Source organism: Streptomyces sp. NA02950, assembly GCF_013364155.1.
Lineage (GTDB): Bacteria > Actinomycetota > Actinomycetes > Streptomycetales > Streptomycetaceae > Streptomyces.
Map to the genome: position 1 here is coordinate 1,533,305 of NZ_CP054916.1, position 20,642 is coordinate 1,553,946.

Here is a 20,642-nt window from a genome sequence, read left to right on the forward strand (position 1 = left end):
CCACGTGGCCCGTGTGGCCGCGCCGCATCAGATGGTGGTGGACGCGCCCTGGACCGGTGCGGCCGCGGGGGCGTCGGACTGCTCGTGGACCTCGTTGCGCAGGGTCTCGGCGAGCAGCAGCAGGCAGACCAGGGACACCGCAGCGGAGCCGATCATGAACCAGGCGACCGACGAGCCTTTCCCGGTCGCGTCCAGCAGCGCGGTGGTCACGGCGGGCGTGGCGGCACTGCCCAGGAGTCCCGACAACATGTAACTCACCGACAGACCCGAGTAGCGGACCTTGGTCCCGAACAGCTCGGCCAGGAACGTGGCGATGGGCCCGTAGTTGGCGGCGAACGCCGTCATCAGCAGCAGATAGCCCAGCAGCACCAGCCCGAACTGCTTGGTGTCCATCAGCCAGAACATCGGGAAGGCGACCACCGCTTCGCCGACGATGCCGCCGATGATCACCGGCTTGCGTCCGAAGCGGTCGGACAGCGCGCCGAACGCGGGAATGAACCCGATCGCGGCCACACAGGACAACAGCGCGACCGTGAGCATCGTGCCGCGGGACAGTCCCAGGGTGTCCGTACCGTAGGTCAGGCCGAACGCGACGAGGATGTTGAACGCCACCCCCGTGGACATCGTGGCGACTCCGCCGAGGACGACCTGCCGCCCGTACCTGCGGAACACCTCGGCCAGTGGCAGCCGCACCTGAGTGTCCTCCTGTTTGACCTCCTGGAACGCGGGGGTCTCCGTGGTCCGTGACCGGATGACCAGCCCGACCAGGACGAGCAGACAACTGGCCAGGAAGGGAATCCGCCAGCCCCAGGACAGCAGGTCCTTCTCCGGGAGCAGGGCCACGAGCAGGAACGCCGAGTTGGCCATCAGCGTGCCGATCGGCACACCGGTCTGCACCCAGGAACCGAAGAATCCGCGCTTGCCCCTCGGCGCGTGCTCGACGGTCATCAGCACCGCTCCGCCCCACTCGCCGCCCAGGGCGAGTCCCTGGACGACCCGCAGGGTCAGCAGCAGGATCGGAGCCCAGATTCCGACACTCCCGTAGGTGGGCAGCAGGCCGATGGCGAAGGTGGCCGCGCCCATCATCGAGAGCGAGATCAGCAGCATCGACTTCCGCCCGAGCCGGTCTCCGAAGTGGCCGAAGACGGCCGCTCCGATCAGCCGGGCGAGATAGGCGGAGGCGAACGTGCCGAACGCCAGCAGCGTTCCGACGAGAGGGTCGAACGTGGGGAAGAAGAGCTTGTTGAAGGCGATTGCCGATGCCGTGGCGAAGACGAACAGGTCGTACCACTCGACCGCGGTCCCGATGACACTTGCGACGGCTACTTTTCGGACCGACAGATGGTGGTCTGGTGTCTGTGTCATAACGTCTCCGTGTGCTATCGGGTCTCGGTGCCGGCCGGGGGCCCGAGCGGGCTCTGGTGCGCGGCCATGACGTGTTTGACGCGGGTGTAGTCGTCGAATCCGTAGCGGCTCAGATCGCGGCCGATGCCGGACCGCTTGTAACCACCGTGCGGCATCTCGGCGAGGATGACCTGGTGGCAGTTGAGCCAGACGCAGCCGAAGTCCAGTTCGGCGCTGAGCCGTGTCGCGCGGCCCAGATCGGCGGTCCAGACGCTGGAGGCCAGGCCGAAGTCGACGCCGTTGGCCAGCTCCACGGCTTCCGTCTCGGTGTCGAACGGCTGCACCGTGACCACTGGGCCGAAGGTCTCCTGCTGGACCACCGCGTCGTCCTGGCGCACACCGGAGATGACGGTGGGCTCGAAGAAGCAGCCCGGGCGGTCGAGCCGCTTGCCGCCGGTCTCGACCACGGCGTGGTCCGGCAGCCCGGCCAGGACGGAGCTCACCCGGTCGGCCTGGGCGGCGCTGTTGAGGGGGCCGAAGAAGACTTCCTCGGACGGGGGCCCGGTACGGGTGGCCCGGGCCGCTTCGACGAGCGCCGCGAGCACCGCGTCGTAAGCGGGGCGTTCGACCAGCACCCGGGTGACGGCGGTGCAGTCCTGGCCCGCGTTGAAGAAGGCCGCGTCGGCGAGGGCGCGGGCCGTGCGCCGCGGGTCGACGTCGGCGAAGACGACGGCCGGGGCCTTGCCGCCCAGCTCCAGGTGGACGTTCTTCACCTCCGCCGAGGCCGCGGCCATGACCTCGGAACCGGCGCGGGTCGAGCCGGTGATGGCGACCATGTCGACGCCCTCGTGCCCGGCCAGGGCGCGCCCGGTGTCCCGGTCACCGCACACGACGTTGACGACGCCGGGAGGGAAGACCCGGGCCGCGAGCTCGCCGAGCAGCACCGTGGACCACGGGGTGGTGTCGGAGGGCTTCAGCACGACCGTGTTGCCCGCCGCGAGGGCCGGTCCGAGCTTCCACACGGCCATCATGAACGGGTAGTTCCAGGGAGTGACCTGCGCGACCACTCCCACCGGCTCGCGGCGGACGTACGAGGTGTGGCCCTCCTGGTACTCGCCCGCCGCCACGCCCTCCAGGACCCGGGCGGCCCCTGCGAAGAAGCGCAATTGATCGGCGCCCCGGAGGATTTCGAGAGCGCGGGTGGTCTCGCGGGGCTTGCCGGTGGCGCGTACCTCGGCGTCCAGCAGCCGGTCCGCGTGCTCGGCCACGAGATCGGCGAGGCGCAGCAGCGCCTCCTGACGTTGGCTCGGGGTGGAGCGGCGCCATGAGGCGAAGGCCCCGCGGGCGGCGGTGACGGCGGTGTCGACGTCGGCGGCGGAGGAGCGCGGCGCGGTGCCGTAGATCTCACCGGTGGCAGGGTCGGTGAGTTCCATGCGCGCGGCGACCGTGGCCGGTTCGCCGTCGACGATGTTGTGCAGAACCAGATCAGACATGCTGGTGTTCCTCACGGAGGGAGTCGACGGTGACACCGGGAGCCAGGAGTCCCTCGGTGACCTTCAGTTCGATCAGTGCCGCGGTGCCGGAGGTCAGCGACCGCTCCAGGGCCGCCGGGAATTCTCCGTACGTGGTGACCGTCTCGCCGTGGGCGCCGAAGGCCCGGGCGAGGGCGGCGAAGTCCGGGTTGACCAGGCCGGTGCCGCTGACCCGCCCCGGGTAGCTCTGCTCCTGGTGCTGGCGGATCGTGCCGTACGTGGAGTTGTTGAGGACGAGGACGAGCGGGGCCGCCCCCTCCGCGACGGCGGTGGCGAGCTCCTGGCCGTTCATCAGGAAACAGCCGTCGCCCGCTACGGAGACCACCTGCCGACCGGGTTCGGCGATCGCGGCGGCGACGGCGGCGGGGATGCCGTAGCCCATCGAGCCGTTGCGCGGGGCGAGTTGCCGCCACCCGTCGCGGTAGGTGAGGAAGCGCTGCGCCCAGACGGCGTGGTTGCCGGCGCCGAAGGTGACCACGGTGTCATGGGGCAGCCGCGCGTCCAGGTGGGCGAATACGGCGCCGAGGTCCAGCGGGTCGTCGTCCGGCACCGGCGTACGGAACTCCAGGTGCGCGGCGCGGTCCTGCTTGGTCAGCGGGCCCCAGGGCACCGCGGTGCCGGGAAGCAGACCGCGTACCGCCTCGCCGAAGGCCTCGGGCCCGGCGAGCAGGGCGAGGTCGGCCGGGTAGAGCGGGGCGGGCGGCTGCGGTGCGGGCAGCGCCTGGACCAGGCGCGGGCCGGTCCCGTCGGCGGGGAGCAGGGTGAAGCCGTCGGTGCACACGTCGCCGGGCGCGGTGCCGACGCAGATCAGCAGGTCGGCCGCGCGCACTCGTTCGGCGACGGTGTCGGCCCGTCCGTAGCCCAGCGCCCCGATGTAGCTCTCGCTGTCGTTGTCGACCAGGTCCTGGCAGCGGAAGTCGACGGTGACGGGCAGCGACCATGCCTCGGCCCACTCCCGTACGTCGGCGCGGGCCCGGCCGGTCCAGCGGCTGCCGCCGAGCAGCAGCAGCGGGCGCTCGGCGGCGCCCAGCAGGGCGGCCAGCCGGTCACGTTCGGCGGCGGAGACCGCGCCGGCGGGCACGGGCAGCGGGGCGGCGTCGGGCACCTGGACGGTGTCGGTGAGCATGTCCTCCGGCAGCCCGAGGACGACCGGCCCGGGGCGCCCGCTGCCCGCCACGGCGAAGGCGCGGGCCACGTGCTCGGGGATGCGGGCGGCGTCCTCGATGGTCTCGACCAGCTTGGCGTTGGTGCCGAAGGTGGCACGCAGGTCCAGTTCCTGGAAGGAGTCACGGTGGGTGTGGCCGCGCGGTACGAGCCCGATGAAGAGCACCAGCGGGGTGGCGTCCTGGTGTGCGGTGTGCAGGGCGACCAGTGCGTTGGTGGCGCCGGGGCCACGGGTGGTGAAGCACACGCCCGCGCGGCCGGTGAGCTTGCCGTGGGCCTCGGCCATGTAGGCCGCGCCGCCCTCGTGGCGGCAGACGACCATCCGGACGGGGGCGTCGTGCAGGGCGTCGAGCGCGGCGAGGTAGCTCTCGCCGGGGACGCCGTACACGGTGTCGACGCCGTGCCGGACGAGCTGGTCGATGAGGACCTGCCCACCGGTGCGGGCGGGGTACTGCGGTGTCATGCGGTGGCCTTCACGGTTGCGGGATGTTCATCGTGTCCGGGATGGTCCGGGCCGAGGCGGCGGCGCAGCGGCGGTCCGGCGAGGCAGGAGCCGGTGGCCGTGCAGGCTGCGATGAGGATCAGGAGCAGCGCCACGCCCCAGGAGGCGCCGTCGGCGAGGCCGGTCAGCCAGGCGGCAGCCAGCGGGACGAGGCCGCCCAGGACGCCGGCGAGGTTGTAGGACATGGCGACCGCGCTGTAGCGGACGGTGTCGGGGAACATCCCCGTCACGACGGCGCCGATCGCCGCGTAGGGGATGGAGATGACGGCGACGCCGAGGGAGACGCCGAGCATCACCAGTCCGGTGTGCCGGGTGTCGATGAGCCAGAAGGTGGGGAAGGCCACCAGCACGGAGACGACTCCCCCGACGGCGCACACCTTCCAGGGGCCGACGCGGTCGGCGAGCCGTCCGGCGACGACGATGACGGCGATCTCGGCGACGGCGGCCAGCAGCGTGGCGTTGATCATCACGGACTTGTCGATGCCGAGCTGTTCGGTGCCGTAGGAGATCACGTAGGTCGTCAGCAGGAAGAAGCCGCCGATACCGAGGAACGCCGCGGCCACACCGATGAGCATGCGGCCCCAGGTCCTGCGGAACGCCTCGACCAGCGGGGCGGGCGGCGGTCCTTCATGCTCGGCTGCCTCGTGCATGGCGCGGAAGACCGGGGATTCCTCGATGCGCAGCCGCAGATAGAGCGCGAAGGCGAGCAGCCCGAAGGCGGCCAGGAACGGGATGCGCCAGCCCCACGAGTAGAACGCGTCGTCGGGCAACATCCCCACCAGGGCGAAGGCACCACTGGAAAGCAACGTGCCGACCGGGGAGCCGAGTTGGGGGATCGAGGAATAGCTGCCGTGCTTCTCCTTCGGGGTGTGCTCCAGCGTGAGCAGCATGGCGCCGCTCCATTCGCCGCCGACCGAGACGCCCTGCAGGAAGCGGAGCGCGGCCAGCAGGGCCGGGGCCCAGACGCCGATCGCGTGGTAGTCGGGGAGCAGTCCGATGCAGCCGGTGGAGGCACCCATCAGGACGACGGTGATGATGAGCGCCGCCTTGCGTCCGTAGCGGTCGCCGATGTGTCCGAAGACGGCGGCGCCGATGGGCCGGGCCAGGAACCCGACGGCGAAGGTGACGAAGGAGGCGATGGTCGCGGTGGTCGGGTCCAAGGAGGGGAAGAAGAGCTTGTTGAAGACGAGTGCGGCGGCGGTGCCGTAGAGGAAGTAGTCGTACCACTCCAGGGCGGTGCCGATGAACGCGGCGGACAGCAGGCGTTTGATGTCTCCCGCGCTGGGCCGAGGTGGCGCGGTCGGGGTGGTGCTCACGGATTCTCCATGGGGACGGCGGTGGCCGGCGGCGGCCGGGGGACGGAGGAACCGGCCGGGCGGGCGGGCGGTGGGTGGCCCGTAGCCCCGGTGCGAGGGCGGTGCGGCACGTGCGGGGTTTCCGGGTCAGGCCAGGTGGTGGAGCTGGGCGAGCGGCAGTTCGGTGGCGGCGTCGGTGGTGGTGGGCAGGCCGTCGACGAGGACGGGTGCGGGTTCGCGGGGCACCTCGACGCGCGGGGTCGCGGTGTTGTGGAGCATGTCGGCGCGGGTCAGCCCGCGGGCGCCGCGCACCGCCGCGTAGCGCAAGCCTCCGGGGAGGGCGGCGCGGGCCTTGGTGTCCTCGAGGGCGGCTTGGGCGACGAAGATCCGCGACAACCGGGACGGCGCGTCGCCGAGAGCGCCGAAGTAGGGGCCGTAGGTACGGGGCTGGGTGAGCCGGGTCGAGCCGGAGCCCGAGCCGCGATTGCCCCAGGCCACGAAGCCGCCCTTGATGACGAGTTCGGGCTTGGTTCCGAACCAGGCCGGGTGCCACAGCACGAGATCGGCGAGGCGTCCGGGCTGGGCGGTGCCCACTTCGTGGGCGAGGCCATGGGCGATCGCCGGATTGAGGGTGATCTTGGCGAGGTAGCGCAGCACCCGCTCGTTCGCGGGGCGCTCCACTCCGCCCTCCCCCGCGCGCAGCGCCTGGACGTGGGCGAGCTGCCAGGTACGCCGCACGGTCTCGGCAATGCGGCCCATGCCCATCGAGTCCGAGTTGACGATGCTGATGGCGCCGAGGTCGTGCAGGGCGTTCTCGGCGGCGATGGCGTGGCCGCGGATGCGGCCGCGGGAGATCTCGACATCGCTGTGGACGTGATGGTTCTGCCGGTGCACGGTCATCGTCATCGGGAACAGCTCGCCGACGGTGTTCGCCGTATACGGGACGGTGGGGGTGGTCGAGGACGGCAGGATGTTCGGCTCGGAGAGGACCTCCAGCAGATCGGGGTGTCCGCCGCCGCCTTCCACGTGGTACGCGTGCACGGTGCGGCCGCGGGTGGCGCCGATGGTGTCGCGCAGATATCCCGATTCGTTCATCGAGTCGGTGTGCAGTGCGACGGGCAGATCGGCGTGTTCGGCGGTGGCCAGGCAGGTGTCGATGATGCGCGGGGTGGCCCCGAAGTCCTCATGGATCTTGAAGCCGCCGGCCCCGGCGAGCACCGACTCGTCCAGCAGGGCGCGGGAGCTGGAGGAGCCACGGCCGAGGAAGGCCACATTGAGCGGGGTGCCGCGCCAGGAACTCATCAGAGTGTGCAGATTGTGGGCCGGGTTGCAGCCGATGTCCCAGACCCCGCCCAGCCCCATGCCCACCACCGTGGTCACACCGGAGGCGAGCGCGGCGGGCGCGACCTCGGGCGAGGACAGATGCACATGGCTGTCGACGATGCCGGGGGTGGCGATCAGCCCCTCCCCCGTGACCACCGCGGTGTGCGAGTCGATGGCGAAGTCCACCGGCATCAGGTCCGGGTTGCCCACTCCGCCGACCGCGACGATCCGGCCGTCCTTGACACCGATGTCGGTCTTGCGGACGCCCAGCACCGGGTCCATCAGCAGCACACTGGAAACCACCAAATCCAGGGCCGAGGCCCGGTCGGAACGCGGGGAGGCCAGCAGCCCGTCGCGGACGGTCTTGCCGCAGCCGCCCAGCAGTTCGTCGCCAGGGGTGCCGTCGTCGGCCTCCACCTCCACCCACAGACAGGTGTCGCCCAGGCGGACACGGTCACCGGTGGTGGGGCCGTAGAGGGCGTTGTACGTGCATCGGTCGATCCGCGTCATGCCGACTCCTCCGGTTCATCTCCGTCGTGGCGGGCGGCCACCAGGTCCACCTCACGTTCGGTCCCCGGCTCGAAGGCCAGGGCAGTTCCCGCCGCGACGTCCAGCCGCATCCCGGCGGCGGCCTCCCGGTCCAGTTCGAGGGCGGAATTGGCCTCCGCGAGCGGGTAGTGCGAGGAGAGGTAGACGGTGCGGTCGCCGTTGTTGCGGATCGTCAGCCGCAGCCGGGGCCGCCCGGCGTTGATCAGCACCGGCTCCGCGGCCGTACGGACCGCCCCGGGGGCGTGGTCCGCCGCGCCACCCACGATCGGGTTCTCCACCGCGACCAGGGACGTTCCGCTCGGGAACAGCGCTTCGACCTGGACCGTGCCGACGAGGGCGGGCACTCCCTCCAGCACATCGTCCACGGTCAGCAGCGACCGCCCGGCCTCGATCACCTCGTCCAGGCTCGCCCCGTCCCAGGCCGCCTCCAGCACCTCGTCGCAGATGAGGGCGATGGCCTCCGGGGCGTTCAGCCGCCGGCCGCGCGCACGGCGGCGGCGGGCCAGTTCGGCGACGGTGAAGAGCTGGACCCGTTCCAGCTCGCGAGGGGTCAGATGCACTGCGTGACCTCCTGGGCGGTAGACCCCGGTGCGTGTCGCCCGGGAGTTCCATCAGAATCCCGGGGCGATGGAATCCAGCCAAGGTTGAAATGCATCCCATACGCTGACCAGAATCGTGCACATGCACAATGCGGCCGTTGCCTTCCCTCCGCCCGACCCACGCATCGCCGAGCTCGCCCGGGAGTGCCTGGACGACCTCGACGGGCTGATCGAGCTGTGGATCGACGTGGTGGGCCCCGTCCGCCGGACCTACGCCGACCGCGTGCCGGACGCGGACTTCCGGGACTCCGCGCGCGACGCCCTGGAGATGCTGCTGCGCACCGTGGCCGAGCTAGCCGTGCCCGAGCACATCGCCGAGGTGTCCGAACGGGTCGGCACCCGGCGTGCCCGGCAGGGGGTACCGCTGGAGTCCCTGCTGGACGCGGCCCGGCTGGACTTCCGGGTGGTGTGGACGGCCCTGGTGCGGCGGGCCGAGGACCGGAACATGACACATCTGGTGGCCTCCGCGTACTACGTCTGGGAGGCGGTCGAGCGCCATGTCACCGGCATCATGACCGCTTACCAGCGCACCGTGCTGGAGATGGGGCGGCGGGCCGAGGACGAGCGCCAGATGTGGTTCGCCCGGCTGATGGACTGCGACGGCCGCAATCCGACCGTGGTGGGTGACACCGCGCTGGCGCTCGGCTTCCAGGTCAGCGGGGAGTACGTGTGCGCCGCTGCCGCCCCGCAGTACGGCGCCGCACTGCGCCGGGCCGCGGCGGACCTGCGCACCGCGGGGATCCCGGTCCAGCAGCAGGCTCTCGATTCGGCGGTGGTCCTCACCGCCCAGCTCGGGCCGCGCACCACCGCCGACACCATCCTGGGACATCTGGGGGAGACGCCCTGCGGGGTGTCATCCGCCGCCGACCGCCTGGCCGACGTACCGCGCGCAATCCGGCTGGCCATCACCACGGCGCGCAGCCTTCCCATGGACGCCCGCGGGCCGAGGTGGCTGCGGGACAGCTGGCTGGACGTCCTGGTCCACCACACCTCGGATCTCGCACACGACCTCGCCGACGACGTGCTCGGCGGACTCGGCCGACCGGACATCACCGACGCCGAGAAGGACCGGCTGCTGCGCACCGTTCACGTCCATCTCACCGGGAACGGTGCGATAGCCGACACAGCCGCGGCCGTCTACTGCCACCGCAACACCGTGCAGCACCGCTTCAACCGCTTCCGCGAGCTCACCGGTCACGACGTACGCCGCCCCGAGGACGCGGCCCTCATCGCCCTGGCCCTGCGGGCCAGGGAGCGGCGCGCCCGGACAGAGGCGACCGGCTGAGCCGAGCGGCCCTGCCTCATACACCGTCCGGAACGAGCGGCGGTGTGCTCTCGGGACGGCGGCGGTGCCGCATGGCCTGCCCCAGGGCGCAGCCCAGGAGGAACAGCGACGCTTCGTCCCAGGGGCGGTGTCACACCTACCAGGCGTCCTCCCTCACCAGGCTGCCGCCCCAGCGCGAACCAACGATGATCTCGATGCCCACCATCCTTCTTGTGTGCCAACCAAACATCCTCGTCACACGGGGTCAGCGGCGTACGCGCGGCATGCCGAGACCGATCCAGGAGATGATCTCCCGCTGCACCTCGTTGTTGCCGCCGCCGAAGGTGAAGACCACGCTGCTGCGGTAGCCGCGTTCCAGTTCGCCGTGGAGCACGGCGCCCGCCGCACCCTCCTTGAGCGGGCCCGCCGCGCCGACGATCTCCATCAGCCAGGCGTAGGCGTCGCGGCGCGCCTCGGAGCCGTACACCTTGACGGCGGAGGCGTCCTGCGGGGTCAGGGTCTCGCGCTGGAGGGCGTCCACCATCTGCCAGTTGAGCAGCTTCATGGCGTCCAGCCGGGCATGGGTACGCGCCAGCCGGGCGCGGACCCAGCCGAGGTCGATCACCCGGCGGCCGTCGGCGAGTTTGGTGTCGGCGGCCCACCGCTGGACGCCGCGCAGGGCGCGGATGGCCATGGTGCCGTGAGCGGCGAGGGTGACGCGTTCGTAGTTGAGCTGGGTTGTGATCATCCGCCAGCCCTCGTTCTCCTCGCCGACCCGGCGGTCGGCCGGCACCCGGATGTTCTCGTAGTAGCTGGCGGTGGTGTCGTGGGAGGCGAGGGTGGTGATGGGGGTGCAGGAGTAGCCGGGGTCGTCGGTCGGCACCAGCAGGATGCTGATGCCCTTGTGGGGTTTGGCCTCGGGGTCGGTGCGGACCGCGAGCCAGACCCAGTCGGCGGTGTCGCCGTTGGTGGTCCAGGTCTTCTGGCCGTTGACGACGTAGTGGTCGCCGTCGCGCACCGCGCGGGTCTTCAGCGAGGCGAGGTCGGTTCCGGCGTCGGGCTCGCTGTAGCCGATCGCGAAGTCGATCTCACCGGAGAGGATCTTCGGAAGGAAGTACGCCTTCTGTTCCTCGGTGCCGTAGCGCATCAGCGTGGGCCCGACGGTGTTGAGCGCCATGAGCGGCAGCGGTACCCCGGCCTGGGCCGCCTCGTCGAAGAAGATGAACTGTTCGACCGGGCCGAGGCCGCGGCCGCCGTACTCCTGGGGCCAGCCGACGCCCAGCCAGCGGTCGGCGCCCAGCCGCCGGATGGTCTCGCGGTAGAACCGCTTCTGCCCGGCGGGGTCGCCGTAGCGGGCGTAGGCGTTGTCGGGGACCAGTTCGGTGAAGTAGGTCCGCAGTTCGGCGCGCAACCGCCGCTGGGCAGGGGTGAATTCGAGGTCCACGGCCCCTCCTGGAGTCTCACGTGCGCCGCGCCGGCGGCCTGGGAGCGTCCTGGGATCGAGGGGCACGGTAGAACGTGTTCCACCAATACGGAAGGGGCCGAGTCACGGAGATCCTACAGTCCGTCAGTTCGCCGTTCTCGGCCGGGCGTTCGGCCGCCGGCCGACCGTCGGCCAGGGCCGGGCACCTTGTCGTGTTATGGCTTGGCCCAGTTCACATCTGACGCTGGATCCAATCTCACCTCATTCGTGAAGTTCCCGGTGGTCAAGGTCAGTCCCGCTCCATGCCGGGCGGCACACTCGCATCGCTCGGCACGGTCTCGTACCGCGGCGGACTCTCCTCGCGCGGCGGGCCGTTCGTGGGCGCCGGGCCATCCGTGGACGACGTGCCATCCGTGGACGACAGCCCCTCCGTGGGCGCCGGGCCGCCGTCGCCCGGCGGGGTCTCGACCCGCGGCGGGCCGTCGTCGCCGCCCCGCCGCAGAATCCGCACCGGCTCCCCCGGACGCCAGGTGCGCAGCACCAGTTCGGAGCCCTCCACGGAGGTGTGCACCACCTCGGACACCTCGGCGCGGAAGAGATGGAAGGGCTCCGGCGGCCGGACCGCCTCCGCGTAACGGGCGATCACCTCGGGGTCGGTCACCTCGACCGCCCGCCCGCTGACGCGTACATCGCCGTCGACCGGCCCGGCCTCCGGACCGGGGTTGGCCTGGACCGAGAACCGCGGATCGCGGCGCAGATCCAGCGCCTTGCGCGACTCCGACATCATGCCGAGCCACAACTCGCCGTCACGGAAGTCCACTTCGAACGGGGTCAGCCGCGGGGCGCCGTCCTGGCGCAGGGTGGCCAGCACATGGTGGCGGTACCGCCCGAAGCGGTCCTCCGCGGCGGTGGCGAATCCGGGCTCGGCCGCCTGGAATCCGGACCAGCTGGTGGTGGGGTTCATCGTCATTCCGCCCATGGTTCCGGGCTTACCCGACGTCTCCTGTCCGGATTTCCGGGCCTCCATCTCCCGCGCCTGCTCGACCGGCAGATGGGCGTTCCACTCGGTGCCGCGCAGCGGATAGGCGATCCAGTCGCGGGCGTAGGACGGCGGGCGGCCGTGTCCGCGCTTGACGAGCAGCGCGGTGGGTTCACGTCCGGCCCGGCGCAGCAGCGCGGAGGTACTGAGGGACTTGTTGTTGCCACTGGTCTGGGCGGAGGAGCAGCCCGCGTGGTAGGCGATGGGCAGCGCACGGTCGCCGATCACCAGGCAGGGCGGCCGCAGTCCCATGCGGGCCAGGGCGTCGGCCGCCGTGCGGTAGCGCCCGTTGACGGTGTCGGACTGGCCCGCGGCATGGCTGAGGACGGCGTACTGGCTGGCGACTTGGAGAGCGACAACAACGCCGAGCGCGACGGCCATGTGCCGGGGCGACTTCGCGATGCGCACCGCGCGGAACACCAGCCCGGCGATGGGCAGCGCGAGCAGGGCGTAGGTGGGCATCAGGAAGCGCGGGGCGGAGTAGTCGATGAGCAGCAGATAGGGCAGGGCGAGCGCGCCCGCGCAGATGACGGGCAGCAGGGTCGTCGGCAGTCCCGGGGCGCGGCGGGGCTCGGGCCGCCCCAGGCCGACGCGGACGCGGGTGCGCCGCCGGTGGCGGTCGCGCAGCGCGGCGACCAGGGCGACGGCGGTGAGCAGCGGCAGCGCGAGCCACCACACGGTCAGCTCCGGGTGGCGCAGCGGCACTTCGCAGGGTCGGCACAGCTGGGGTCCGTTCAGGCTGCGCAGGGCGGCGCCGACGGCGAAGTGGAGGCCCATCCCGCCCTCGACATCGCTGGAGACGTCAAGCCGCTGGGTGATGCCGCCGAAGCGGTCGTACGCCTCACCGATCCACTGCGCGGCGCCGAGCAGCAGACCGCCGACCACGGCCGGCAGGGCGGGCCGCCAGGTGCGGACGGCGATGGCCGCGACGAGCAGCGGCAGTCCGAGCCAGCCGCCGTCCGGGGTGCGGACGAGGGTGACGCCCGCGAGGACGGCCGCCAGCCACCAGCGGGCGTTGCGGTCGGCGGGGACACGCAGGAACCACCCGACGGTGGCCACGGCGCCCAGCGCCACCCACAGGTTCGGCATCACCGCGGGCCCGCTGATCATCGTGATCCACAGTCCGGAGAAGAGCAGCGCGGCCAGCGCGACCGTGGTCCGGGGCAGCAGCCGGGTCCAGACCCGGAAGGAGGTGTACAGCGCGAGGGCGGAAAGCACCGTCAGGAGTACCCGGAGCACCGGAATGGAGGAGGTCGCGGCGACGATGGGGGCGACGAGCAGGCTGATGCCGCGCGAGCGGGGGGCACTGAAGAACGCGGCCGGATTGCGCGGGTCCACCTGGGAGACGTACACGGACTCGTCCCAGCCCAGCGCGTGCCCGGTGTGCGGGATGACCACGGCGAGCTGGACCACGGCGTAGGCCAGTGCCACCAGACCGAGCCAGGGCGCGGGGCGCCGGTACCGCGGCGGCTCAGACGAGTGCGGGCGTGGGCGCGCGGCTGCGGCCGCCGGTGCGGCAGTATTCTCCATGCGCGCACCATATGATGCCTATGTACCTTTTTCGGCCTATTAGGCCGTTCGGCTCAACGTCCAAGGGGTGCCATGTCAGCGCCGGATCCGTAGGCTGTTTGAGCGGTGAACAGCCCCCACCCGGCGGAGGACGGACACAGCCATGAAAATGCTCATCAACGTCGCCGAATCCGTGGTCGCGGACGCCCTGCGCGGAATGGCCGCCTCCCATCCCGAGCTGACGGTGGACGTCGAGAACCGCGTGATCGTCCGGCGGGACGCACCGGTCGCGGACAAGGTGGCCCTGGTCTCGGGTGGCGGATCGGGACACGAGCCGCTGCACGGCGGTTTCGTGGGGCGCGGCATGCTCGACGCGGCGTGTCCCGGGGAGGTCTTCACCTCGCCCGTGCCCGACCAGATGGTGCGCGCCGCCACCGCGGTGGACAGCGGCAAGGGCGTGCTGTTCATCGTGAAGAACTACACCGGTGACGTCCTCAACTTCGACATGGCCGCCGAGCTCGCCGAGGACGAGGGCGTCCAGGTGGCCAAGGTCCTGGTCAACGATGACGTGGCGGTGACCGACAGCCTCTACACGGCGGGCCGCCGCGGCACCGGCGCCACCCTGTTCGTGGAGAAGATCGCGGGTGCCGCCGCCGAGGAGGGCATGCCGCTGGAGCGGGTGGAGGCCGTCGCCCGCCGGGTCAACGAGCTCTCCCGCAGCTTCGGGGTGGCACTGAGCGCCTGCTCCACCCCCGGCAAGGGCGGCCCCACCTTCGACCTCCCGCCCGGGGAGCTGGAGTTGGGCGTGGGCATCCACGGCGAGCCGGGGCGCGAGCGCAGGGCCATGATGACCTCCCGCGAGATCGCCGACTACGCGGTGAACGCGGTACTCGACGACCTGCCCCCGGACAATCCGGTGCTGGTGCTGGTCAACGGAATGGGGGCGACCCCGCATCTGGAGCTGTACGGCTTCGCCGCCGAGGTGCACCGGGTGCTCGGCGAGCGCCGGATCGCGGTGGCACGTACGCTCGTCGGCAACTACGTCACCTCACTCGACATGGCGGGCGCCTCGGTCACGCTCTGCCAGGTCGATGAGGAACTGCTGCGGCTGTGGGACGCACCCGTACGGACCGCCGGGCTGCGGTGGGGCTGCTGACAGGCCGGCCGACGCCCGTACGTACGCTGTCGCCGTTCGCTATCGACCGAGGAGGCGTCTGTGTCCAGCAGTGAACCCGCCGTCGAACACGTGCTCGACACCCCTTTCTTCCACCGCTGGCTCTCCGCCGCGGCCGCGTCCGTGACCCGTGACGCGGCCCGGCTCACCGAGCTGGACTCCGCGATCGGCGACGCCGACCACGGCACCAATATGCAGCGCGGCTTCGCCGCGGTGACCGAGGCGCTGGACAAGGAGCGGCCGGGCTCCCCCGGGGCCACCCTCATCCTGGCCGGACGCCAGCTGATCTCCAAGGTCGGCGGCGCCTCCGGGCCGCTCTACGGCACACTGCTGCGCCGGGCGGGCAAGGCGCTCGGCGACGCCGAGGAGATCACCCCGCAGCAGCTGACGGACGCCCTGCGGGCCGGGGCGGACGCGGTGGCACAGCTCGGCGGTGCCGCGCCCGGTGACAAGACCATGCTGGACGCGCTCCTTCCCGCGGTCGAGGCGCTGGCCGCGGGCGGCTCGTTCGCGGCGGCGGCCGAGGCCGCCGAGAAGGGCGCGCTGGCCACCACACCGATGCTGGCCCGCAAGGGCCGGGCCAGCTATCTGGGTGAGCGCAGCATCGGCCACCAGGATCCGGGTGCCGCCTCGTCGGCGCTGATCGTCGCGGCCCTCACGGAGGCCGCCCGATGAGCGAGGAAACCCAGGAGAAGCTGGTCGGCATAGTGCTGGTCTCGCACAGCGCCGCGGTCGCCGAGTCCATAGCGGAGATGGCGGCCGGACTGGCGGGCGGCGTCGACGCGCCGGTGCGCGCCGCCGGGGGCAACCCGGACGGCGGGCTGGGCACCAGCCCGGAGCGGATCATCGAGGCGGCCCGTGCGGTGGACCAGGGCGCGGGGGTGGCGGTCCTGGTCGACCTGGGCAGTGCGGTACTGGCCGTGAAGTCACTGCTGGCGGAGGGCGACGAACTGCCCGACGGCGCACAGCTGGTGGACGCGCCGCTGGTGGAGGGCGCGGTCGCGGCGGTGGTCACCGCCTCCACCGGAGCGGATGTGGACGCGGTCGCGCAGGCGGCCTCGGAGGCGTACGACTACCGCAAGGTCTGAACCCGGGGCACCCCCGGGTGGGTACGCGACACCACCCGGGGGCGCCGCCCGGCGCACAGCCGAAACTCGGTCCGCCCTTCAACAAAAACAGCGCGCTTTTGTGCGCTGGTCTCTTTTCTCCACTCCCCCACATACCCGGGGACTTATCCCCGCTTTGACTTCAACGTGCCATCACCCGACAGAACAGTCTTCCGATTCTGTCGAAGATGTGACTAGAATGCGCACGTCCGAGTGGGCAGATTGGCGCAACTCAAGGGGAATTCATGGGCGCATATCAGTGGTCCCCCTCATCGCGCGTGGAATTGTCCCGACCACGGTGGACCATCTGTTTCGTCATGCGCCTGACCTGCGGCCACGAGCAGCACACGATATCCCGGTCGATGATCGTCCGCCCTGCGCGGCGCATCCCGTAACAGGGCCCGGCATCGACCGTCCGGCGATCCGCCATTCGCACGATTCCGTGGCTTCTGCATGTCTGTTTTTCCCTGTCTCACTCAACCGATTTCGCATTCAGACGTGGAGGAGCCGGTCTCATGACCACACCCACGCTCAGCCCGGACTTCTTGGATACCGACGCCATCCGCGGCGCGGTGGAGCGCGTTCTCGACGACTTTCTGACCGCCAAGTCCCGCAGCCCCGCACCTCCCCCACTCCCCTCGCTCCCCAGACTGCTCGGGGATTTCCTGGCGGGCGGAAAACGCATGCGGCCGCTGCTGTGCGTCACCGGCTGGCGAGCCGTCGGCGGCGCCGGCGACCCGGGTCCCGTGTTACGCGTGGCGGCCGGTCTGGAGATGTTCCACGCCTTCGCGCTCCTCCACGACGACGTCATGGACGACAGCCCGGTCCGCCGCGGCCGTCCGGCGATGCACCGCACCCTGGCCGCGCTGGGCGCCGCCCATCTGAGCCAGGAGCGGATCGAGCGGTCCGGGGTCAACGGCGCGGTGCTGCTCGGCGATCTCGCCCTGCTGTGGTCGGACGAGATCCTGCACACCGCGGGCCTCACCCCGGTGCAGCTGGCCGCCGTCCTGTCACCGCTCTCCACCATGCGCACCGAGGTGATGCTCGGTCAGTTCCTCGATCTGCGGGCCACCGGCACACTCACCGACGACGTCGAGGCCACCCTCACCGTCAACCGCTACAAGACCGCCACCTACACCGTGGAGCGCCCGCTGCACATCGGGGCCGCCGTCGCGGGCGCCGGGCCCGGGGCCATGGACGCCCTCACCCGCTACGCGCTGCCGCTCGGCGAGGCGTTCCAGCTCCGGGACGACCTCATCGGGGTGTACGGCACAGAAGAGTCGACCGGCAAATCCCCGCTGGACGATCTGCGCGCGGGCAAGAACACCACCCTGACCGCCCTGGCGCTGCGCGCCTCCGACCGCGTCCAGGACGCCCAACTGCGCGAACTGCTCGGCGATCCGCTGCTGGACGAGAAACAGGCCGCCATCGTCCGGGAGATCTTCGACGCCACCGGCGCCCGGGAGACCGTGGAGCGGATGATCGAGGACCGCGGGCGACAGGCCCTGCGCGCCCTGGACGACGCTCCGTTCACCCCCGACGCGGTCACGGCGCTGCGCCGGCTGGTCCGGATGGCCACGGTGAGGACATCATGACCGCCGACCTCTTCGAGGCCGGCCCCACGGACCTCGGTACACCCAGCCTGCGCCCGTACCGGGAGGAGTGCACCCGCCGGTTCGCCGAGCTGTTCGCCCGCCACATCGGGCACCGGCCGGTCCCCCGGACCCTGACCCCCGAGGAGCTGCGCGAGGTCATCGCCGCGTGCAACGCGGCCGTGGCGCCCCTCGGCACCACGGTCTCCGACGAGCGCTGGATCTCCTATCTGGAGGTGGTGTGCTGGTCCCAGAGCGCCCGTCACATACGGGACATGGAGGCGTTCAAGGCCGTCTGCGTCCTCAACTGCGTGACGTTCGTCTGGGACGACATGGATCCCGCCCTGCACGACTTCGAACTCTTCCTGCCCCGGCTGCGCGGGATCTGCGAGAGCTACTACGCCGAGGAGGACGCCTGGTTCGCGTACGAGGCCGCCCGTGCCTTCGTCACCAGCGACCACATGTTCCGTGACTCCCCGCTCAAGGCGGCGCTGTGCCGCACCTCGCCGGAGCAGTACTTCCGCTTCCGGGTCACGGACGTCGGCGTCGACTTCTGGATGAAGATGTCCTATCCCGTCTACCGGCACCGGGAGTTCACCGAACACGCCAAAACGGGTCTGGCCGCCCGGATGACCACCCGTGGCCTCGCCGTCGTCAACGACTTCTACTCCTACGACCGCGAAGTCTCCCTGGGGCAGATCACCAACTGCTTCCGGCTGTGCGATGTCTCCGACGAGGCGGTCTTCAAGGAGTTCTTCCAGGACCGGCTGGACGACATCACCGAGGACATCCGCTGCATCACGGCGTTCGACGAGGTCAGCCGGGACATCCTGCTGGACCTGGTCTACGGCAACTTCATCTGGACCACCGGCAGCGAGCGTTACCGCGCGGCCGTGAACCACGTCAACTCGCGCATCCGGTAGAGCCCCGCAGAGGAAGGACGCTCCGCATGAGGACCGCGCAGCACACGGTCACCCACGGCTGGCAGGTTGCCGACGCCCCCGGCGGGCTCCCGCTGATCGGCCACGCCCTGCGTCTGGCCCGGCGGCCGCTGGGCTTCCTGGCCTCCCTGCCCGCCCACGGCGATCTGGTGGAACTCCGGCTGGGCCCGCAGCGCGTCCATCTGCCCTGCCATCCGGAACTGGTCCAGCAGGTGCTGCTCAACGGGCGCGTCTACGACAGCGGCGGTCCGGTGAAGGACAAGGCCCGGCAGATCCTCGGCAACGGCCTGATCACCGCCGGGCGGGCGGACCACCGACGGCAGCGGCGGCTGGTGCAGCCCGCCTTCCACACCGCCCGGATCGAGGGCTACGCCGAGGTGATGCGGCACGAGTGCGAGGCGGTGGCCGGATCGTGGACCACCGGCCGGGCCATCGACGTCAGCCGGGAGATGCAGACGCTCACCACCCGGATCACCGCCCGCGCGCTGTTCACCACCGATATGGCTCCGCACGCCGTGGCCGAGGTCCAGCACTGTCTGCGGACCGTCGTCCGGGGCGCGTACCACCGGGCGATCGACCCCACCGGTCTGGTCGCCCGGCTGCCGCTCACGGCCAACCGCACCTTCGAGACGGCACTGTCCCGGCTCCACCGGCGGATCGACCGGCTGATCGCCGACTACCGGGCCACCGGGGGCGACCGCGGAGATCTGCTCTCCGCGCTGTTCGCCGCCCGGGACGAGGGGACTGGGGAGCGGCTGTCGGAGCGGGAGGTCCACGACCAGGTGCTGACCCTGCTGCTGGCCGGGATCGAGACCACCGCCGCCGCCCTGACCTGGACCTGGTTCCTGCTGGGCCGGAACCCGGCGGCCCAGGCCGCGCTGCACGCCGAGGTCGACGCGGTGGTGGGCGAACGGACCCCGGGCTACGCCGATGTGCCCCGGCTCGCCTACACCCAGCGGGTGTTCACCGAGGCGCTCCGGCTGTTCCCGCCCGCGTGGATCATCACCCGGACCACCACCGAGCCCACGGAGCTGGCCGGGCGGCGGCTGCCCCGGGGGGCCGATGTGCTGATCAGCCCGTACATGCTGCACCGCGACGCCAGGCTGTTCCCCCGGCCGGAGTCCTTCGACCCCGACCGCTGGCTGCCGGAGCGGGCCAAGGACGTGGCCCGCGGCTCCTATCTGCCGTTCGGGGCCGGGAGCCGGAAGTGCGTCGGGGATGTCTTCGGCATGACGGAGGCGACCCTCGCGCTGGCCGCCGTCGCCCGCCGCTGGCGGCTGCGGCCCGTGCCCGGCACCCGACTCCGCCCCCGGCCGCAGATGAGCCTCACCGCCGGACCGCTGGCGATGGTTCCGGAGCCGCGCTGAGGACCGGCTGACGACTCCTCACGGGCCGCGGCGGCACCCCGCCGTGGCCCGGTTCCCGCGGTCTCCTTCTCCGACCGCGGGAACCGGGGGCAGTTCCCCATTCCCGCGAATTTCAAACATGAACCGGAGAGAATTCCCCGTTTAGTGTTAGGGTCTTCGCTCATGGGCGACCGTGTGAACAAGGCGACTCCGCTGCGCCGGGATGCGCAGCGCAATCGCGAAATGCTGATCGCAGCGGCCCGGGAGATCTACGCCGACCAGGGCGTGGACGCACCGCTCGATGACATAGCCCGGCGTGCCGGAGTCGGCAGCGCCACCCTCTACCGCCGGTTCGCCGGCCGGGCCGAGCTCATCGAAGCCGTCTTCGGTGAGTCCCTCAAGGACATTCTGCGGGCCTCGCTGGAGGCCCGCCAGAGCATCGACGCCTGGGGCGGGCTCACCACCTACCTCGAGCGCATCTTCACCCTGCTCGTCACCGACCGGGGCACCAACGACCTGATGACCACCGCCATCCAGGGCGTCCCCTCGCTCGACAGCCTCCGGACGGAACACCGCAAGACCATCGACGTCCTGCTGCGGCGGGCTCAGAAGGAGGGGGCGGTCCGGGACGACGTCACCGCCGAGGACTTCCTCTTCCTCACCGTCATGCTGGGCCGGACGGTGCCGGGTGCGGCGGTCGCGGCCCCCTACGCCTGGCGTCGCTATCTGGCCATGCTCCTCGACGGGCTGCGCCCCGAGGCGGCCGGGCCGCTCCCGGCCCCCGCGCTCACCCCGGACCAGTTCGCCACCGCCGTCGCCCACCTGGGCAGACCCCGCCGCCCCCGCCAGGGCCGCACCGAGCACTAGTCCGGCGGATCGTAGCGGGCCCGTGTCATGGACGCCGGGCGCATACCGGGGCGGCGAACTGTGGTGTCCCACC

General features: G+C 71.4%; 16 protein-coding genes. 8 read left to right on the plus strand and 8 right to left on the minus strand.

The features are described from left to right. Window positions 1–27: 27 nt before the first annotated feature. The 6 genes from HUT19_RS06145 to ureA all read right to left on the minus strand — a co-directional run bounded on the left by HUT19_RS06145 (window position 28) and on the right by ureA (window position 8,269). Window positions 28–1,365 (minus strand): MFS transporter, encoded by a 1,338-nt coding sequence (locus HUT19_RS06145; RefSeq protein WP_176179473.1) that lies wholly within the window; start codon window positions 1,363–1,365, stop codon window positions 28–30. Between the two features lie 14 nt (window positions 1,366–1,379). Next, on the minus strand, window positions 1,380–2,837 hold the full coding sequence (locus tag HUT19_RS06150) for a gamma-aminobutyraldehyde dehydrogenase (RefSeq protein ID WP_176179474.1): 1,458 nt from the start codon (window positions 2,835–2,837) through the stop codon (window positions 1,380–1,382). Further along, window positions 2,830–4,503: a thiamine pyrophosphate-dependent enzyme gene (locus HUT19_RS06155; RefSeq protein ID WP_176179475.1), complete on the minus strand. Its 1,674-nt coding sequence runs from the start codon at window positions 4,501–4,503 to the stop codon at window positions 2,830–2,832. The genes HUT19_RS06150 and HUT19_RS06155 overlap by 8 nt, the downstream gene beginning before the upstream one ends. Next, entirely contained in the window at window positions 4,500–5,858 is a 1,359-nt protein-coding gene (locus HUT19_RS06160) for an MFS transporter (protein ID WP_176179476.1), read from the minus strand. The genes HUT19_RS06155 and HUT19_RS06160 overlap by 4 nt, the downstream gene beginning before the upstream one ends. Before the next feature lie 126 nt (window positions 5,859–5,984). After that, window positions 5,985–7,670 carry an urease subunit alpha gene (locus HUT19_RS06165; protein ID WP_176179477.1) on the minus strand — a complete coding sequence of 562 codons (1,686 nt, stop codon included), beginning with the start codon at window positions 7,668–7,670 and terminating at the stop codon, window positions 5,985–5,987. Further along, on the minus strand, window positions 7,667–8,269 hold the full coding sequence (ureA, locus tag HUT19_RS06170) for an urease subunit gamma (RefSeq protein WP_176179478.1): 603 nt from the start codon (window positions 8,267–8,269) through the stop codon (window positions 7,667–7,669). Before ureA ends, HUT19_RS06165 begins: the two co-directional genes overlap by 4 nt. 121 nt (window positions 8,270–8,390) lie before the next feature. On the opposite strand from ureA, the gene HUT19_RS06175 reads away from it, so the two are divergent. Beyond that, window positions 8,391–9,593, plus strand: coding sequence for a CdaR family transcriptional regulator (locus HUT19_RS06175; RefSeq protein WP_176179479.1), 1,203 nt, complete (start codon window positions 8,391–8,393; stop codon window positions 9,591–9,593). A gap of 244 nt (window positions 9,594–9,837) precedes the next feature. Here HUT19_RS06175 and HUT19_RS06180 read toward each other — a convergent pair whose 3' ends face one another. Continuing rightward, window positions 9,838–11,016 carry an acyl-CoA dehydrogenase family protein gene (locus HUT19_RS06180; RefSeq protein WP_176179480.1) on the minus strand — a complete coding sequence of 393 codons (1,179 nt, stop codon included), beginning with the start codon at window positions 11,014–11,016 and terminating at the stop codon, window positions 9,838–9,840. A 268-nt stretch (window positions 11,017–11,284) separates the two neighbouring features. Beyond that, window positions 11,285–13,564, minus strand: coding sequence for a pyridoxamine 5'-phosphate oxidase family protein (locus HUT19_RS06185; protein ID WP_176179481.1), 2,280 nt, complete (start codon window positions 13,562–13,564; stop codon window positions 11,285–11,287). A gap of 142 nt (window positions 13,565–13,706) precedes the next feature. On the opposite strand from HUT19_RS06185, the gene dhaK reads away from it, so the two are divergent. From dhaK to HUT19_RS06220, 7 genes are all read left to right on the plus strand, one after another. Further along, window positions 13,707–14,699, plus strand: coding sequence for a dihydroxyacetone kinase subunit DhaK (gene dhaK / locus HUT19_RS06190; RefSeq protein WP_176179482.1), 993 nt, complete (start codon window positions 13,707–13,709; stop codon window positions 14,697–14,699). 60 nt (window positions 14,700–14,759) lie between these two features. Then, window positions 14,760–15,392: a dihydroxyacetone kinase subunit DhaL gene (gene dhaL / locus HUT19_RS06195; protein ID WP_254885460.1), complete on the plus strand. Its 633-nt coding sequence runs from the start codon at window positions 14,760–14,762 to the stop codon at window positions 15,390–15,392. Next, entirely contained in the window at window positions 15,389–15,805 is a 417-nt protein-coding gene (gene dhaM / locus HUT19_RS06200; protein ID WP_176179483.1) for a dihydroxyacetone kinase phosphoryl donor subunit DhaM, read from the plus strand. The genes dhaL and dhaM overlap by 4 nt, the downstream gene beginning before the upstream one ends. A 533-nt stretch (window positions 15,806–16,338) precedes the next feature. Beyond that, window positions 16,339–17,418, plus strand: a complete 1,080-nt coding sequence (locus HUT19_RS06205) for a polyprenyl synthetase family protein (protein WP_176179484.1) — start codon at window positions 16,339–16,341, stop codon at window positions 17,416–17,418. Continuing rightward, window positions 17,415–18,338 carry a hypothetical protein gene (locus tag HUT19_RS06210; protein ID WP_176179485.1) on the plus strand — a complete coding sequence of 308 codons (924 nt, stop codon included), beginning with the start codon at window positions 17,415–17,417 and terminating at the stop codon, window positions 18,336–18,338. Before HUT19_RS06205 ends, HUT19_RS06210 begins: the two co-directional genes overlap by 4 nt. A 26-nt stretch (window positions 18,339–18,364) precedes the next feature. Beyond that, a complete protein-coding gene (locus HUT19_RS06215; protein ID WP_176179486.1) occupies window positions 18,365–19,723 on the plus strand; it encodes a cytochrome P450 in 1,359 nt (452 codons plus the stop codon). 162 nt (window positions 19,724–19,885) lie between these two features. Then, the gene (locus HUT19_RS06220; RefSeq protein WP_176179487.1) at window positions 19,886–20,569 is read left to right on the plus strand and encodes a TetR/AcrR family transcriptional regulator; all 684 of its coding nucleotides are present in this window, start codon (window positions 19,886–19,888) and stop codon (window positions 20,567–20,569) included. Window positions 20,570–20,642: the final 73 nt, after the last annotated feature.

Coding starts and splice junctions, on each gene's coding strand:
- dhaK (WP_176179482.1), top strand. CDS start 13,707: ATGAAAATGCTCATCAACGTCGCCGAATCCGTGGTCGCGGACGCCCTG.
- HUT19_RS06165 (WP_176179477.1), bottom strand. CDS start 7,670: ATGACGCGGATCGACCGATGCACGTACAACGCCCTCTACGGCCCCACC.
- HUT19_RS06210 (WP_176179485.1), top strand. CDS start 17,415: ATGACCGCCGACCTCTTCGAGGCCGGCCCCACGGACCTCGGTACACCC.
- HUT19_RS06220 (WP_176179487.1), top strand. CDS start 19,886: ATGGGCGACCGTGTGAACAAGGCGACTCCGCTGCGCCGGGATGCGCAG.
- HUT19_RS06205 (WP_176179484.1), top strand. CDS start 16,339: ATGACCACACCCACGCTCAGCCCGGACTTCTTGGATACCGACGCCATC.
- HUT19_RS06185 (WP_176179481.1), bottom strand. CDS start 13,564: ATGGAGAATACTGCCGCACCGGCGGCCGCAGCCGCGCGCCCACGCCCG.
- dhaM (WP_176179483.1), top strand. CDS start 15,389: ATGAGCGAGGAAACCCAGGAGAAGCTGGTCGGCATAGTGCTGGTCTCG.
- HUT19_RS06150 (WP_176179474.1), bottom strand. CDS start 2,837: ATGTCTGATCTGGTTCTGCACAACATCGTCGACGGCGAACCGGCCACG.
- HUT19_RS06145 (WP_176179473.1), bottom strand. CDS start 1,365: ATGACACAGACACCAGACCACCATCTGTCGGTCCGAAAAGTAGCCGTC.
- HUT19_RS06155 (WP_176179475.1), bottom strand. CDS start 4,503: ATGACACCGCAGTACCCCGCCCGCACCGGTGGGCAGGTCCTCATCGAC.
- HUT19_RS06175 (WP_176179479.1), top strand. CDS start 8,391: ATGCACAATGCGGCCGTTGCCTTCCCTCCGCCCGACCCACGCATCGCC.
- HUT19_RS06215 (WP_176179486.1), top strand. CDS start 18,365: ATGAGGACCGCGCAGCACACGGTCACCCACGGCTGGCAGGTTGCCGAC.